This window comes from Plantibacter sp. Mn2098 (assembly GCF_049319745.1).
In the GTDB taxonomy this organism is placed as follows: domain Bacteria; phylum Actinomycetota; class Actinomycetes; order Actinomycetales; family Microbacteriaceae; genus Plantibacter.
Map to the genome: position 1 here is coordinate 196,821 of NZ_JBMOUH010000004.1, position 15,702 is coordinate 212,522.

14 protein-coding genes are annotated in these 15,702 nt (G+C 67.4%); 9 read left to right on the forward strand and 5 right to left on the reverse strand.

The features are described 5' to 3' along the window. The first annotated feature begins 49 nt into the window (after positions 1-49). From ACL9RL_RS08230 to ACL9RL_RS08255, 6 genes are all read left to right on the forward strand, one after another. On the forward strand, positions 50-1,066 hold the full coding sequence (locus ACL9RL_RS08230) for a LacI family DNA-binding transcriptional regulator (RefSeq protein ID WP_422779743.1): 1,017 nt from the start codon (positions 50-52) through the stop codon (positions 1,064-1,066). 116 nt (positions 1,067-1,182) lie between these two features. Continuing rightward, positions 1,183-2,517: an ABC transporter substrate-binding protein gene (locus ACL9RL_RS08235; protein ID WP_422779744.1), complete on the forward strand. Its 1,335-nt coding sequence runs from the start codon at positions 1,183-1,185 to the stop codon at positions 2,515-2,517. 68 nt (positions 2,518-2,585) lie between these two features. After that, positions 2,586-3,497: a carbohydrate ABC transporter permease gene (locus ACL9RL_RS08240; protein WP_422779745.1), complete on the forward strand. Its 912-nt coding sequence runs from the start codon at positions 2,586-2,588 to the stop codon at positions 3,495-3,497. Between the two features lie 8 nt (positions 3,498-3,505). Beyond that, a complete protein-coding gene (locus ACL9RL_RS08245; RefSeq protein WP_422779746.1) occupies positions 3,506-4,456 on the forward strand; it encodes a carbohydrate ABC transporter permease in 951 nt (316 codons plus the stop codon). A 181-nt stretch (positions 4,457-4,637) separates the two neighbouring features. Further along, entirely contained in the window at positions 4,638-5,663 is a 1,026-nt protein-coding gene (locus ACL9RL_RS08250) for a glycosidase (protein WP_422779853.1), read from the forward strand. Between the two features lie 17 nt (positions 5,664-5,680). Continuing rightward, positions 5,681-6,553: an HAD-IIB family hydrolase gene (locus tag ACL9RL_RS08255; RefSeq protein ID WP_422779747.1), complete on the forward strand. Its 873-nt coding sequence runs from the start codon at positions 5,681-5,683 to the stop codon at positions 6,551-6,553. Between the two features lie 27 nt (positions 6,554-6,580). Here the strand turns inward: ACL9RL_RS08255 and ACL9RL_RS08260 are convergent, their stop codons facing one another. Beyond that, positions 6,581-7,429 (reverse strand): hypothetical protein, encoded by an 849-nt coding sequence (locus tag ACL9RL_RS08260; RefSeq protein ID WP_422779748.1) that lies wholly within the window; start codon positions 7,427-7,429, stop codon positions 6,581-6,583. Between the two features lie 73 nt (positions 7,430-7,502). Here ACL9RL_RS08260 and ACL9RL_RS08265 point away from each other — a divergent pair, with 73 nt between their 5' ends. After that, positions 7,503-7,784 (forward strand): hypothetical protein, encoded by a 282-nt coding sequence (locus ACL9RL_RS08265; RefSeq protein WP_422779749.1) that lies wholly within the window; start codon positions 7,503-7,505, stop codon positions 7,782-7,784. A gap of 55 nt (positions 7,785-7,839) precedes the next feature. On the opposite strand, the gene ACL9RL_RS08270 is transcribed toward ACL9RL_RS08265, so the two are convergent. The 3 genes from ACL9RL_RS08270 to ACL9RL_RS08280 form a co-directional block, all read right to left on the reverse strand. Beyond that, positions 7,840-8,307 carry a DUF4190 domain-containing protein gene (locus tag ACL9RL_RS08270; RefSeq protein WP_422779750.1) on the reverse strand — a complete coding sequence of 156 codons (468 nt, stop codon included), beginning with the start codon at positions 8,305-8,307 and terminating at the stop codon, positions 7,840-7,842. Beyond that, the gene (locus tag ACL9RL_RS08275) at positions 8,307-8,663 is read right to left on the reverse strand and encodes a hypothetical protein (protein WP_422779751.1); all 357 of its coding nucleotides are present in this window, start codon (positions 8,661-8,663) and stop codon (positions 8,307-8,309) included. Before ACL9RL_RS08275 ends, ACL9RL_RS08270 begins: the two co-directional genes overlap by 1 nt. 151 nt (positions 8,664-8,814) lie before the next feature. After that, on the reverse strand, positions 8,815-9,723 hold the full coding sequence (locus ACL9RL_RS08280; protein ID WP_422779752.1) for a LysR family transcriptional regulator: 909 nt from the start codon (positions 9,721-9,723) through the stop codon (positions 8,815-8,817). Between the two features lie 138 nt (positions 9,724-9,861). Between ACL9RL_RS08280 and ACL9RL_RS08285 the strand changes: the two genes are divergently transcribed. Beyond that, complete coding sequence (locus tag ACL9RL_RS08285) at positions 9,862-13,446, forward strand: proline dehydrogenase family protein (RefSeq protein WP_422779753.1); 3,585 nt, start codon at positions 9,862-9,864, stop codon at positions 13,444-13,446. A gap of 200 nt (positions 13,447-13,646) precedes the next feature. Then, the gene (locus ACL9RL_RS08290) at positions 13,647-14,120 is read left to right on the forward strand and encodes an NUDIX hydrolase (protein WP_422779754.1); all 474 of its coding nucleotides are present in this window, start codon (positions 13,647-13,649) and stop codon (positions 14,118-14,120) included. A 113-nt stretch (positions 14,121-14,233) separates the two neighbouring features. On the opposite strand, the gene ACL9RL_RS08295 is transcribed toward ACL9RL_RS08290, so the two are convergent. Then, positions 14,234-14,914, reverse strand: coding sequence for an HAD hydrolase-like protein (locus ACL9RL_RS08295; RefSeq protein WP_422779755.1), 681 nt, complete (start codon positions 14,912-14,914; stop codon positions 14,234-14,236). Positions 14,915-15,702: the final 788 nt, after the last annotated feature.

Genomic DNA, 15,702 nt, shown 5'->3' on the forward strand with positions numbered 1-15,702 from the left:
CTTCTCGTCGGGCCGATGCAATCGCTGCGCGGCATTGAGGAGGGTGGCGATGGTGGATCGGGTGACCATCAACGACGTCGCCGCCCGTGCGGGAGTCGCGATCAGTTCGGTGTCGAGCGCGTTGAACGACCGGCCGGGCGTCTCCGAGGAGACGCGGAAGAAGATCGTCGCCGCCGCCGACGAACTCGGCTTCGTGCCGTCGGTCCGCGGTCGCAGCCTCGCGGGCAAGAAGACGTTCTCCGTTGGTCTCGTGGTGCATCGCGACCCGGATGTGCTGGAAATGGACCCCTTCTTCGGCGGCTTCATCGGCGGTATCGAGTCCTACATCGACGAGCGCGGCTTCGCCCTCGTCCTGCAGACCAGTCCGAGTTCGGAAGAGGTCATCAACCGGTATCGCAGGTTGGCCGCAGGTCGCCGCGTCGACGGCGTCTTCCTCAATGAGCTGCAGATCGACGACCCGCGTGTCGCAGTCGTCTCGGAGCTCGGGCTTCCTGCGGTCGGGATCAACCCGGATGCGCGTTTTCCCTTGCCCAGCGTGCGGCAGGATCATGAGGCGGGGATCCGTGCGCTCGTCGAGCACCTCGTCGGCCTCGGCCACGAGCGGTTCGCGTTCGTCGGCGGCCCGCCCCAGTTCATTCACTCCCAGCAGCGTGAATTGGCGTGGCGCGCCTCGCTCGAGTCCCTCGGGATCACACCCGGGCCGGTCGCGGCCGGCGGTTTCACGTATGAGGGTGGACTCGAGGCGGCCGACGCGATCCTCGCCTCCCGCATCCGCCCGACTGCCGTGGTCTGCGCGAACGACCTGAGTGCGATGGGGTTCGTCGCGCAAGCACAGCACCACGGCTTCGACGTGCCGAGCGACATCTCGGTGGCCGGGTACGACGGCATTCAGCTCGGCGGGTATCTCCGCCCGTCGCTCACAACCGTGCAGACGTCTCCGAAGCTCATCGGATTCGAGGCGGCGCGCCTGTTGTTGAGCACCATCGATGGCGAGGTCGTCGACGATGTCGCAGTGCCCCCGGCCATGCTCGTGGTGAGGGACTCGACCGGCCCAGCGCCGCGCTGAGTCGCGACTGGTGGTTGCGCAGGTGCGCGTCGGCGTGCAAAGCTAGCGCAACCGAAACGTTTCGGTAATCCCGACGGCGGTCCTGAGAGCCGCAATCACGAGGAGTGAGAAAGAACATGGCAACGAAGAAGTTGCGGGCGAAAGCCCTGGTACGGCGCAGTCTGATCGGCGCCACAGCACTCGTTACGGCGTCCGTTCTCGCCGCATGCTCCAGCGGAGGCGGTGCGAGTTCCGACGGCGGCAAGCCCACCGGCGAACTTCAGGTCCTCGTGTCGAGCGCCGACGCATCGGATGCAGCGTTCAAGGCGATCAACGCCGGATTCGAGAAGGAGTACCCGGACGTCAAGGTCACGTTCTCCTCCGTCTCCAACGACAACTACCCCGCGACGAAATCGTCGCGCCTGACCGCAGGCAACGTCGACATCATCGTCGTCAAGAACTTCGTCGAAGTCCCAGACTTCGCCAAGGATTCCACCTCCGACGACGTCCTCCTCGCACGCTCAGGCGGACTGCTCGACCTCACCAAGGAGTCGTTCCTCTCCCACTACACACAGAGTGTGCTCGACTCGCAAGAGATCGACGGCAAGCAGTTCGCCGTCCCGACCGGCCTCAGCTACTCGACGGGCGTCTACTACAACAAGGCGCTGTTCCAGCAGTACGGCCTCGCCGTTCCGACCACGTGGAGCGAGCTCGAGAATGTCATGAGCACGCTCAAGACGAACGGACAGACGCCCTTCGGCATCGGCGGCAAGGACACCTGGCCGGCCGGTCTCGCCATGCTCGGTGCGGTCGGAGGCACCTACCCGACTGCCGACGACAAGGCAAAGCTCGTCGAGGGACTCTGGAAGGGAACCGCTTCGCTCACTGACGCTGAACCGCAGAGCATCCTGGAGAAGACCGAGACGGTCTTCCAGAACGCACAGTCCAACTTCGCCGGGACCGGCTACGACGAGATTCCGGCCGGATTCGCGGCAGGCAAGTACGCGATGACCGTCGACGGCACCTGGAACGAACCGACCATCAAGGCCGCCGTCAACGGTGCCTTCGACTACGGTTACTTCCCGTTCCCCGCCTCGGACACCGCCTCCGACAACGCGTTCCTGAACGGCAAGATCGAACTCCAGCTCGCGGCAGCTGCCAACACCAAGAACAAGACTGCGGCGCTCGCATGGCTCGACTACTTCTCGAACCCGAAGAACTACACCACGTTCGTCGAGAAGTCCGGGTTCTCCCCGGCTCAGCCGGACATCGCGGCGACACCGTTCCTCGACTCGATCAAGGACTACACCTCGACCTTCGAGCCCGCCTGGGACACCGTGTGGGTGGCCAACAACAAGGCCGGCCAGGACGCCGTCTACCCGTTCAACTACCCCGCGCTGACTCCGCTCGGTTCCGATTCCGCCAAGCAGGCGGCCGAGGCGGCACAGTCCGCCTGGAAGGCCGCCTTCTAGGCTGAGCGACCGCGGTGGTTCCGGACACCCTTCCGGAACCACCGTCGCTCCGACCCAAGGACTCACTCGTGTCGAATTCCTTCCCCTTCCCTCGCCGCGGCCCCGTTCGCATCTCATTCGGCATCGGCCTCCTCGTCCTCACGGTCTTCGGGCTCGTGCCGGCAGTCGGCGTGCTCGTGGTGTCGTTCACCGATCTCCGAGGCTTGCCCTATCTGCCGGTCAACTGGGTCGGCATCGAGAACTACCTCTCGTTCTTCTCACCCGCCAAGTGGAGCGACAGCGCCAACGCCCTCGGCAACACGATCGTCTTCGCGATCGCGAGCACCGTCATCCAGATCGTGCTCGCTCTCGGCATCGCGATCCTGCTGAACAAGCCGTTGCGCGGTCGGAACTTCTACCGGGCCGTCGTATTCATGCCGACCGTCCTAGGCGTCACCGTCACTGGGCTCGTGTTCTCGCTCATGTTCAACGTGAACGGCGGACCCGCGGCATCCGTACTGTCCTGGTTCGGCGGTGAATCCGCGTTCTTCGGCGACCCGAAGATCGCGCTCGCGCTCGTCATCGTCGTCCAGATCTGGATGGTGCTCGGCGTATCGGTCATCATCTTCCTGTCCGGGCTGCAGGCCATCCCAGAGGAACTCTACGAAGCCGCAAACATCGATGGGGCCACCGGGTCGCAGCGCTTCCGCTTCCTCACGGTGCCGATGCTGGCGCCCTCCATCACCGCGAACGTCCTGCTCGGCATCGTGAACGCGTTGCAGAGCTACCAGCTGACCTACGTCCTCACCGGCCCGAACAACCGATCGACCCAGGTGTTGTCGCTCCTCGTCTACGTGCAGGGGTTCGGCGGGAAATCCGGCACAACCCTCTCACAGTCGCAGGGGTATGCGGCGGCGATCTCCATCGTGCAATTCGTCCTCGTCGGAGTGGTGAGCCTCATCGCCCTCTGGTACCTGCGCAGAAGAGAGGCAAAACTGTGAGCGTCCCCGTGACAACTCCCCGCAGCGATCCATCCGACCGGACGGAGGGAGCCCAGGATGTCGCATCGGCCGCCTCCGGGTACGGTCCCACCGGTCGGAAGGGCCGCCAGAGCGGCGCGAAGATCGGCGATGGCAAGCTCGTCGGTCGTCGTCGTCGACGGGTGCCGATCGGTGCGTACATCTGCATCGCCGTCGTCCTCGTCGTCTTCCTCTTCCCGCTGCTCTACCTCTTGAACACGGCGCTGAAAAGCAACGCCGAGTTCATCGGCGACCCCGTCGGCATCGTCCGTGATCCGCAGTGGGGGAACTTCATCGAGGCGTGGAAGCAGGGCAACTTCGGGTCCTACATCCTCAACAGCGTGCTCTACACCGGGGCCGGGGCTGCCATCGGAACGCTCATCACTCTGGTGCTCGCGTTCCCCGTCTCGCGCGGGTACATCCGCGGCGGCAAGTGGTGGTCGGTGTTGTTCGTGCTGGTGCTGTTCCTCCCGAACGCGCTCATCACGCAGTTCCAGCTGCTCCTGCGCCTCGGCCTGTATGACAACCGGATCGGCTACATCCTGATGGTCAGCGTCGGCCTCGGCATCGGCCCGCTGCTCTTCAGCGGTTTTGTGAAGTCCATCCCCGTCGAACTCGATGAGGCTGCTGCGCTCGACGGTGTCGGGTACTGGCGGTACCTCTTCAGCTTCGTCCTACCGCTTGCAAAGCCGGCGCTCGCAACGATCTTCATCCTGCAGGCGGTATGGATCTGGAACGAAATCATCCTCGCGACCGTGCTCCTGGCCGACCCGGGGAAGTTCCCAGTGACCGTCGGCTTGTATGCGTTCAAGGGCACCTACTCGAACCAATGGCCGTTGCTCGCAGCTGCGACCTTCATCGTGGCCGCACCGCTCATCGTCGGCTACATCTTCATTCAGCGGTATCTCGTCAGCGGGGTGCTCGGCGCGGTGAAGGGCTGAGCCGCCTCGCGCCGCCGCCTCGTCCGCGTCGTCGGCTGCGCCATCGACTCATCCCTCATTCCGCCGACGTCTCCGTCTCCGTTCATCCGCGCACGACCGCAACCCAGAAAGCCATAGCGTGACCGACACACACATCAAGTCAGTTGACATCCCATACCTGTTCGAGCGCGTGGGCGTGCTCATGCGCCCGGACCCGGCCGAACCGGCCGAAGCCGAAGGGGTCCTGAACCCCGCGACCGCCTGGGGACCGGACGGTGAGCTCTACCTCTACCCGCGTCTCGTGGCGGCTGGCAATGTCTCTCGCGTCGGCCGGGCACGCGTGGTGATCGAGGATGGCGTGCCGACTGGTGTCGAACGCCTCGGATCCGTGCTGGAGGCCGACCGCGGCTGGGAACACGGTAATCATCACGGCGGCGTCGAGGACCCGCGCATCACCTGGATCCCCTCGCTCGGCCAGCACGTGATGACGTATGTCGCGTTCGGTCCGTTGGGCCCGCGGCCCGCGCTCGCGATCTCCACCGACGGCATCTCCTGGAAGCGTCTCGGCCCCGTGCAGTTCGCATACGAGGACGACCTCGACACCGATCTCAACCTGTTCCCCAACAAGGACGTCGTGTTCTTCCCCGAGGTCGTGCCGGACCCGGACGGTGTCCCGAGCTACGCAGTGCTGCATCGGCCCATGTGGGACTTCAGCTTCGTGCGCCCCGAGGAACGCCCTCCGTTGCCGGCCGGCACCGATGACGACCGCGCAAGCGTGTGGATCTCCTACGTCCCGGCGGACGAGGTCCTGCGTGACATCAGCGCGCTCACCAGGCCAGGAGGGCACCGATTCGTCGCAGGTCCGGAGTTCCCGTGGGAGGCGCTCAAGATCGGAGCAGGGCCGGCTCCACTGCGCGTCGAAGAGGGGTGGCTCGTCATCCACCACGGCGTCACCGGCACGGTGGTCGGCGGAGCCTTCGTTCCGCAGGACAACGTCCACTACGTCGCAGGTGCATTGCTGCTCGATGCTGCGGACCCGTCGAAGGTGATCGGTCGGACCACGGAGCCGCTCCTCTCGCCCGAGACGGCCGAGGAGACCGCAGGGACCGTGGCCAACGTCGTGTTCCCCACGGCGATCGAGCGCATCGGGTCCGAGTACTTCGTGTTCTACGGCATGGCCGACTCGATGATCGGAGTGGCCAGGCTGCAGCGGCGGGCATCCGCGTGACGGGCAGGCACTCGCCGGTGGACTTTGACCTGGACCTTGGCCTGGGCCTGGACGCGCTCGCGCTCACGGCCATCGTCGCGTTCGATCTCGACGACACGCTCGCGCCATCGAAGTCGCCCCTCGACGTCGAGATGGCCGTTCGTTTGGCCGAACTGTTGGAGCGGACGAACGTCGCGGTCATCTCCGGTGGGCAGTTCGGCCAGTTCAGATCACAGCTCATCTCGCCGCTCGAACAGCTTGGCGCCGGGCGTCTCGATCGGCTCCACGTGATGCCGGCGTGCGGTACGCAGTACTACCGCTGGGAGGGCTCCGATCGATCGACGCTTGGACAGGACGACTCAGGGTGGGTGCGCCGGTACGTCGAAACCCTGGATCACAGCGAGAAAGCACGCGCGTTCGCGGCCATCGAGTCGTCGGCGCGGGTGCTCGGGTACTGGCCGGAGGATCCGTGGGGTGAGGCGCTCGAGGATCGGGAATCTCAGGTGACGTTCTCCGCGCTCGGCCAGGAGGCCCCGATCGAAGCGAAGTCGATCTGGGATCCGACGGGCGCGAAGATGCGCCGCCTGCAGGCGGCTGTCGCGCCGCTGCTGCCGGATCTCGAGGTGCGTGTGGGCGGTTCGACGTCGATCGATGTCACACGGCGAGGACGCGACAAATCGTTCGCTATCGCCAAACTCCTCGAATCGACGGGGTACTCGCTCGACGACGTCCTGTACTTCGGTGATCAACTGCGTGAAGGCGGGAACAATCACCCCGTTGCGGCCATGGGTGTGCGCTGTATCGAGGTCGACGGCTGGCGTGACACGCTCGCAGCCCTCGACGTCGTGTTGGCCCGGGCGAAGCGCAACCGCGCGTCTGCGGACGGGGCGGTGGGCGATCCCGGCAGGTGAGGCTCTTCGGCGACCTGTATGGGCGCCTCACCCGGCGAGCGGTGTCCCCCAGCCGTGTTCGTTCCAGGCCGCGATGCGTTCCTCGCCGCGCAGCATCACGACCTCCAAGGTCAGGGGCAACGGAGTGCCGTTCTCATCGTTGACCGATTCCACGGCAGGAGCGCTCGCCCAGGTCGACCAGTGCTCGGGCGAGATCTGCCAGGTGCCTGCCTCGACGAGGTTCCGTGCCCAGATGATCTGGTCTCCGTCCAGGACGGCATCCTGCCACCAACCGTCGTGAGGTGGCTCGCCGTAGCTCTCCAGCATGTTGACGACGGGTCTCGGCGCGCTGTACCTGCGCCACCAGAGGTGCCCGCCGATCCGGGTTCTGACGGTGTCGAGCTTGAACGCGAGATAGCCGACGGGTCGTCCGTTCAGGAGGAGCCGGCCGATCGTCTGGTCGAAGGTGGCCAACCAGTCGGAGTCGACGCGGGATGGGCGTGCACCGTCCTGGTCGGCGGTGTTCGTGGCGGTACCGACGTTCGTGGTGGTGCTGACGATCGTCGCTTGCACCAGGGCGGCGACGATCGCGGGATCGACGGTGGCGAGGTAGGCAAGCGTCCGCCGGACCGCCGCGGTGGCGCCTCGCAGCATGTCCGCATCGCGGACGAGATCGTCGTGTGTTCCTGTGGAGCCGAACCAATCCACCGCCACCTCGTGGGCGATGTCCCGGGCGATCGTCTCAGCAGACACCCCACGGTGGAATGCGGCGATGATCTGATCTGCCAGGCCGTGGTACTCGGTCCAGGTGTGCATCCGTGATTCGGCCACGCCGATCGGGTCCCACGCCCACATGAGATCCACCACGTGTGCACGAACCTCGTGCGGGTCGGTCATCGCGAATCCCCTCGTCGCATCTCAGTATGGTTTGCAGACGCTCTCGTTACGCGCCCTCACGCAGAATCGGAGTATGTCCGGTCACCACGCACGTCATGTGCAGCGCAAGCATGAGCCCCGTCGAGCTGCGGACGCGGTCGCGCAGGCGGACGACGGCGGAGTCCTCGGCCGACGGGCCGCACCGCTCGTCAGGCGGTCGCCACCGCTGCCGCCCATCGACGACCCGTACGCCGCATACCTCGCGTGGCGCGGTGAGGGCCACGGACGAAGCGAGACCTGTGTGTGCGACGCGTGCACCGAGTCCGGCGTCCCATCACGTCCCCGCAGAAGGTTGTTCACCCGGCGCAAGGACTGATCGGGCAGAATCGTCCTTTTCTCGCGCGGTTGTCCTTCCGCGGGGCGGTCGTCGCCTACCAGGAGGATGAGACGTAGAACGAGCCAGGCGTGCACGTGTAGACACGGTCGCCGATGACGTGGGTCCCGTTCCCGAGCTCAGCGCAGGTGCTCGCGCCGTCGATCAGTGCGGGGATCGCCATCGCAAGCACCGCCAGCGTGAGCAGCACCCCGAGACCGCCGATGATGATCCCGGCCAGCGCGAATCCGCTCCCGAACCCGGCACGACGCGACTTCACCATCGCGACGATGCTCACGACGAGCCCGGCGAAGTTCAACAGGAAGAAGAACGACAGGATGAACCCCACGATGGAGAGCGTCTTGTGCGGGTTCGTCGGCGCGGGGAGCGGCCCCCATCCCGCGGGCGGCTGGGTTGGGAACGACGGCTGGGCCGGGTACGACGGTGCGGCGCTCGACGCTGCGGCGGTTGGCTCTACGGGGCTCGTCGGCGCGACGTAAGCCTGGGTCGGCTGCTGGTCGCTCATCAGAGTCCCTCGAGGTAGATCGGCATAAAGAGGACGAAGAAGAACAAGAGGAACACGCTCATCAGCACGATGAAGATCGACGCGATGATGATGCCGGCCACCGCGAGCTTGCTGGTGTAGCCAGCGCGCATCGACTTCACGAGGACGACGATGCTGACCCCGAGACCGACGACGTTCACCGGCACGAGGAACGACAGGACGAACCCGACGATGGCCAGAGTGGCGTAGGGGTTGCGCGTCGGCGTCGGCGTCGGCGTCGGCATCGACGGCAGCGTCTGTGCCGCGGCGGGTGTGGGGGCGGCCTGAGCCGGCGCGACGGACGGCGTCTGGAGCGCCGGCGGGTGCTGGTTGGTCATGATCGAACAGTAGTGGATCGGACGACTCGGTTCTGACCGCCGATGTCGACCGCTTGGGAGAAGGAGAACCGCCCGAGAGAAGGACGTTTCTTGTGCGGGAGGCCTTCTCTCGCGCGGTTGTCCTTCTGTGGGGCAGGGCGTTCCCACACGCCTACAGGGCGTCGAAGACGCGCTCCGCCTCGGCCCCCAGCGCCTCGCGGAACGCCACGATCGCCGGCCGCGTCACACCGGACTGCCTGGCCGAGGTGAAGATCGTCCGCTGCGGCGCATCGGGCAGGCCGAGCAGCCGGCAACTCGTCTCACGTCCGGCCCACAGGAGGTCGGGGATGAGGGCGACGGCATTGCCGGACTCGATGAGACGGATCTGCGCCTGCAGGTCGGCCGTCTGATAGCGGACATCGGGCTCGAACCCCGCCCGCCGGCACAACTGCTCCGCGAAGTGCCTCGATGCCGCGCCCTGCGGTTCCATCACCCACGGCAGATCGGCCGCGTCCTCGATCCGCTGCACCTCGTGGATCTGGGTCCGGACGGGCGGGCAGGCCAGCCGGATGGCGTCGGTCGTCAGCTCTCGTCGGTCGAGGCCGGGGTGCCGGGGCGCAGCGTGCGCCGGATACTGCTCCGCGACGACGACGTCGAAGTCTCGCGCCCACGTCTCGGCGAGGGCGGTCTCCGGCTCGTGCTGCACCATCTCGACGCGCACCTCCGGATGCTCCCGCCGCATCGTGCTGAGGGCGCCGGGCATCAGGGCGAGCGCCGCGGACTGGAACACGGCGACGCGGATGGTGCCGGAGACGGTCGTGAGCGATGCACCGAGGTCGGCCTCCGCACGCTCCAGGATGTCGAGCAACTCCTCCGCGTGGCCGACGAGGATCTCGGCCTGCGGGGTCAGCTGGACGCGCCGGCCCACCTTCCGCAGCAACTCGACACCCGTCTCCTGCTCAAGCAGCGACAACTGCTGCGAGACCGCGGAAGGGCTGAAATTCAAGGCTTCGGCGACACCGGCGAGGGTCCCGCGGATGTGGAGTTCGCGCAGCAGGCGAAGGCGTTTGACATCGAGCATCCCGCGCCATCCAATCATTCAGTATTGCTGATGAATATCCGTCAGAAACGGTCGCTTTATCTTATTGGAGTCCGACCCCATACTGATCGGATCCCCCACCCTTTTCAGCGTGACAGCTCCAGCACCAGCGAGGCCACCATGACCGACACCACCACCACCACTCCCGACACAGAAGGAGACGGCGCCGACCGGGCCCTTCGACAGGCTCAGGGAGCGGCAGTCCCAGCTCAGGGACCGGCAGCACCGGCAGACGGCGCACCGAGCGCCGGCCTCAGCACCGCGGAGCGCGACGCGCTCGCCGCGGAGGCGATCACCCTCGTCCGCCGCTGGCTCACGACGGCGTCCGGCATCCCGGCCGACGCTTCGGCACAGCAGCTCGCCGGTGTCCTCAAGGACCCGACCGGCCTCGAATTCACGGTCGGCTTCGTCGACGGCGTCGTCCGTCCGGAGGACCTGTCCGTCGCCGCCCGCAACCTCAACACGATCGCACCGAAGGTCCCCGCCTTCCTGCCCTGGTACATGAAGGCCGCCGTCCGCTGCGGCGGGGCGTTCGCGCCGCTGCTCCCCGGCATCGTGATCCCGATCTCCCGCAAGGTCCTGCGCAACATGGTCGGCCACCTCGTCGTCGACGCGACCGACGCCAAGCTCGGCCCGGCCATCGCCAAGATCAAGACGCCTGGCACCCGCCTGAACGTCAACCTGCTCGGCGAAGCGGTCCTCGGCACGAAGGAGGCCGCGCGCCGCCTCGACGGGACCCACAAGCTCCTCGCCCGCGCGGACGTCGACTATGTCTCCATCAAGGTCTCCTCGACCGTCAGCCCGCACTCGGTCTGGGCCTTCGACGACGCCGTCGAGCACGTCGTCACGAGCCTCACGCCCCTCTTCGAGCGCGCAGCAGCGGCCAGCCCCGCCAAGTTCATCAACCTGGACATGGAGGAGTACAAGGACCTCGACCTCACGATCGCGGTCTTCACGAAGCTCCTCGACCTGCCGCAGTTCACGCAGCTCGAAGCCGGCATCGTCCTCCAGGCGTACCTGCCCGATGCGCTGTCAGCGATGATCCGCCTCCAGGAGTGGGCCGCCGCGCGTCGTGCAGCCGGTGGCGCCGGCATCAAGGTCCGCATCGTGAAGGGCGCCAACCTGCCGATGGAGCAGGTCGAGTCGTCGCTGCACGACTGGCCGCTCGCCACCTGGTCCACGAAGCAGGACTCCGACACCAACTACAAGCGCGTCGTCGAGTACTCGCTGCACCCCGACCGCATCGACAACGTGCGCATCGGCGTCGCTGGGCACAACCTGTTCGACATCGCGTTCGCCTGGCTGCTCGCGAAGCAGCGCGGCGTCGAGCGGGGCATCGAGTTCGAGATGCTCCTCGGCATGGCGCAGGGGCAGGCCGAGGCCGTCAAGCGCGACGTCGGTGAACTCCTCCTCTACACGCCGGTCGTCCACCCGCAGGAGTTCGACGTCGCGATCGCGTACCTCATCCGTCGCCTGGAAGAGGGCGCCAGCCAGGACAACTTCATGTCCGCCGTGTTCGAGCTGAGCGAGAACGAGACGCTCTTCGCCCGCGAACAGCAGCGGTTCCTCGCCTCCCTCGCCGAACTCGATGCGACCGTGCCGGCGCCCAACCGTCTCCAGGACCGTACGAGGGCCGATGCGCCGGCCGCCGTCGACCGCTTCGAGAACACGCCTGACACCGACCCGTCGCTGCCAGCGAACCGGGTCTGGGGAGCCGACATCCTGTCCCGCGTCGCAGCATCGACCCTCGGTGTCGACGCCATCGCGGCGGCCACCGTCACCACCGTCGACGCCCTCGACGAGGTCATCGACGGCGCGACCAAGGCCGGCATCGCGTGGGGTGCGCTCTCCGGCGCCGAGCGCGCCGTGATCCTGCACCGCGCAGGCGACGGGCTCGCTGCAGCGCGCGGCCGCCTGATGGAGGTCATGGCGTCCGAGACCGGCAAGACCCTCGACCAGTCGGACCCCGAGGTGTCCGAGGCGATCGACTTCGCCCACTACTACGCGGAACGCGCCCGCGAACTCGACACGATGGACGGCGCGACGTTCGTCCCGGCGAAGCTCACCGTTGTGACGCCGCCGTGGAACTTCCCCGTCGCGATCCCCGCGGGATCGACCCTCGCAGCCCTCGCCGCGGGATCGCCCGTCGTCATCAAGCCGGCTCCGCAGGCGAGCCGCAGTGGCGCCGTGATGGTCGAAGCGTTGTGGGAGGCCGGTGTCCCGCGCGACGTGCTGCGTCTTGTGCAGGTGGACGAGGGCGGCCTCGGCCGGCACCTCATCGCCCACCCGTCCGTCGAGCGCGTCATCCTCACGGGTGGCTACGAAACCGCCGAGCTGTTCCGCTCCTTCCGGCCGGAGCTGCCCCTGCTCGCCGAGACGAGCGGCAAGAACGCGATCATCGTGACCCCGAGCGCCGACCTCGACCTCGCCGTCAAGGACGTCGTCAACTCCGCGTTCGGTCACGCGGGGCAGAAGTGCTCCGCGGCGTCGCTCGTGATCCTCGTCGGCTCCGTCGCGACCTCGCGCCGCTTCCGGAACCAGCTCGTCGACGCCGTCTCGTCGATCAAGGTCGGCTACCCGGTCGACCCGACCACGCAGATGGGTCCGATCATCGAACCGGCAGCCGGCAAGCTCCTCGGCGGTCTGACGACCCTCGGCGCAGGCGAGTCGTGGCTCATCCAGCCGAAGCAGCTCGACGAGAGCGGCCGGCTGTGGAGCCCGGGCGTCCGCACGGGCGTCGCGCGCGGGTCCGAGTACCACCTGACCGAGTACTTCGGCCCCATCCTCGGCATCATGACCGCTGCGACGCTGGAGGAGGCGCTCGCGATCCAGAACGAGATCGACTACGGCCTCACCTCCGGTCTGCACTCGCTCAACCCGGCCGAGGTCGGCACCTGGCTCGATGGGGTCCAGGCGGGCAACCTGTACGTCAACCGGGGGATCACGGGGGCGATCGTGCAGCGTCAGCCGTTCGGCGGCTGGAAGAAGTCGGCCGTCGGCGCCGGCACAAAGGCCGGTGGACCGAACTACCTCATCGGACTCGGGTCCTGGACGTCCGCGGAGAGCACCGCGCTCGACACCGCGGGTCGTGCTGCTGAGCGTCGCTCGCCCCGTCCGGAGGTCGCCGCGCTGCTGCGGGCGGCCGACACGGTGCTCACGGCCGACGACTTCGCGTCGCTGCGTCGCGCCGTCGCGAGCGATGGTGCCGCCTGGGCGGACGAGTTCGGCGTCGCGAAGGACGTCTCCAAGCTGACGGCCGAGCGCAACGTGTTCCGGTACGTGCCCCGCGAGGTGCACGTGCGGTTGTCCGATGGCGCACCGCTCGCGCAGCTCGTCCGGGTGGTCGCGGCGGGTGCCGCTGCCGGAGCGGTGGTGCACGTGTCGTCGTCGGTGGCGCTCCCCGGGGCGTTGGGGGCGGCGATCGGCGCCATCGCAACGGGTGTGGCGGTCGAGAGCGATGACCGTTGGCTCGTGACCGCAGCGTCGTTGCGGGGTGTCACGGCCGGTGCACGCATCCGTCTCATCGGCGGTTCGACCGAGGGTGTCGCCCACGTGACCGACGGCAGCCCGGACGTCGCGGTGTACGCCGGCGACGTGACCGAGGCCGGCCGCATCGAGCTGCTGCCGTTCCTGCAGGAGCAGGCCGTCTCGATCACGGCGCACCGCTTCGGGACGCCGAACCACCTGTCGGACGCGCTGATCTAGCGGTTCGTCGGTCCGTTGCGACCCCGTTCGGTCCGACCCCGTTCGGTTCGTCCGGTCCGACCCCGTTCGCAATTCAGGAGAGCCCCGGCGTGTCGCTCAGACACGCCGGGGCTCTTCGCGCGCCACGCCGCGGCTCGCCTGAGTTGTGAACAGGAACCGGCCGTTGGTGGACGGCGGAGGGGAACGGATAGCGTTGTTGTATGACGAGCAGTTCTCACTTCAGCGAGGCGGCAGCTTCGTCGACACCCGGGCCGGCCGACGGACGTCAGCCGCGGTCGGGCTGCGGCGCCGCCATCGTGCAGGAGGGCAGGATCATGCTCCTCCAACGCCTCCGCGATCCCGAGGCCGGATGCTGGGGGCTGCCCGGAGGCAAGATCGACTGGATGGAGACGGTCGAGCACGCGATCCGGCGCGAGGTCGAGGAGGAGCTCGGGATCGAGTTGGGCACGACAACGCTCCTGTGCGTCGTCGACCACTTCGAGCCGGAGCTCGGTCAGCACTGGATCTCGCCGGTGCACCTCGCCACCGACTTCACCGGCGAGCCGCAGCTGCGTGAACCCGAGAAGCACGCGGCATTCGCCTGGTTCGCCCTCGACTCCCTGCCGACCGAGCTCACCTCATCCACCACCGCTGCCCTCGCCGCGCTCGCAGCCCGCGCCCCGCACGCGCTCTAACCGTCGCCCCTCGGCTCGATCCTCCGCGAGGGGAGGCAGACGGCGGTTCAGGACGCTCGGGAGCGACATTGCGCCTCCCCTCGCCGGAAGGAGAAAGGGAGACGCGGCGGGCGTCAGCCCAGCAGCAACGCGGAGAGCGCGTCGGTCGAGTGCACGACCGAGAGGGCGCCCTCTGCCTCGGCGGGGGAGCCGTAGCCCCACTCGACGAGGATCGTCGGGATGCCGTGCTCCGCAGCGCCGAGCACGTCGTGGTGCCGGTCGCCGACGAGCACGGGGTGGGTGAGGTCGACGCCCTGCTCGGTGAGACGACGAACCGCCTCGGCCACGACATCGGCTTTCCGGCTGCGCGACTCGTCCTCGGACGCGCCGCAGATGACGGTGAAGTACTGCAACAGGCCGAAGTGTTCGAGGATGACGTTCGCCTGCGACTCTGGCTTCGACGTCGCCAGTGCGAGCGGGATGCCGGCCTCGGCGATGCGCGCCAGGACACCGGCGACCCCCGGGAACACGGCGGTTCCGACCTCTGCGCCCTCGATGGCGACCTGTCGGCGGTACTCGAGCAGCGCCTCGTGGGACTGTTCCTCGTTCATGCCGGCGAAGTCGCGGAACGACTCGAGGATGGGCGGCCCGACCCACTTGAGGAGGTCGGCGTCCGAGGGAACGACGGCGCCGACGTTGGCGAGCGTCGTCTTCATGCGGGAGATGATGCCCGGCGCGGAATCCACGATGGTTCCATCCAGGTCGAAGAGGATGCAGGACCAGGTGCGATGCGGGGCGGCGGGGGAATCAGTCACACGCTCCATCCTAGGCGGAGGCGGCGGACCGCCCCGAGTCGGGGTGCGCCCGGCGGAAGCGGCCCTGTCCGGCGGCCCGCCGCATCGCCCATCCCACCGGCCTGCTGTCCACAATTCCGGAACGTTCCGGTGAAAATCGTCCGTTCTGCCCGAATACGGATCGGAAACAGCCGAAATCGGGCGGGGATGGCGCGAGACTCCCGGAATTGTGGACAACCCAGGCGTGGCGGACGGGATCTGGTCGGTCGGCGGGGTCAATGAGTGGGTCATTCGTCCCAAAATCGGCCAACAAACGTTGCGCAACTGCGCATTTCCTGTGTAGTTTTGATGACTGTCGGCATTTCGGTGGACACCCGTGTGGGGGTCCGCATGGTCCACCGCGAGTGCCGCCCAGGGGAATCATCCGCAGCTCGGGATCCCGAATCCCGATGCCGCTCCTCCCGTGCACCCGCATGCCCGGACGCCCCTGGACGCAGCACCCGAACCACCCGGACCCTGCACCGTCAGCACGCCCGAAAACGAACCACCCGAACCACCCGAACGCCCGAAAACACACCCGAAACCATCCCGATTCTCCGCACGCCTGTCACTGCGCGCGTGCACGCCACCACAGCGTGATGGCGTGCACCCGCGCGCCCGCTGCGCGCGCGGACGTAGCCGAGAGCTGTTCATGCGCCATCGTTCCCGCTTGCTCGCCTTCTTGATGTCCGTCGTGGTTGCGACCGGCCTCGTCTCACTGACGGCACCAGCCGCCGTCGCGGCAGAGATGAGCGAGGTGACGATGGAGA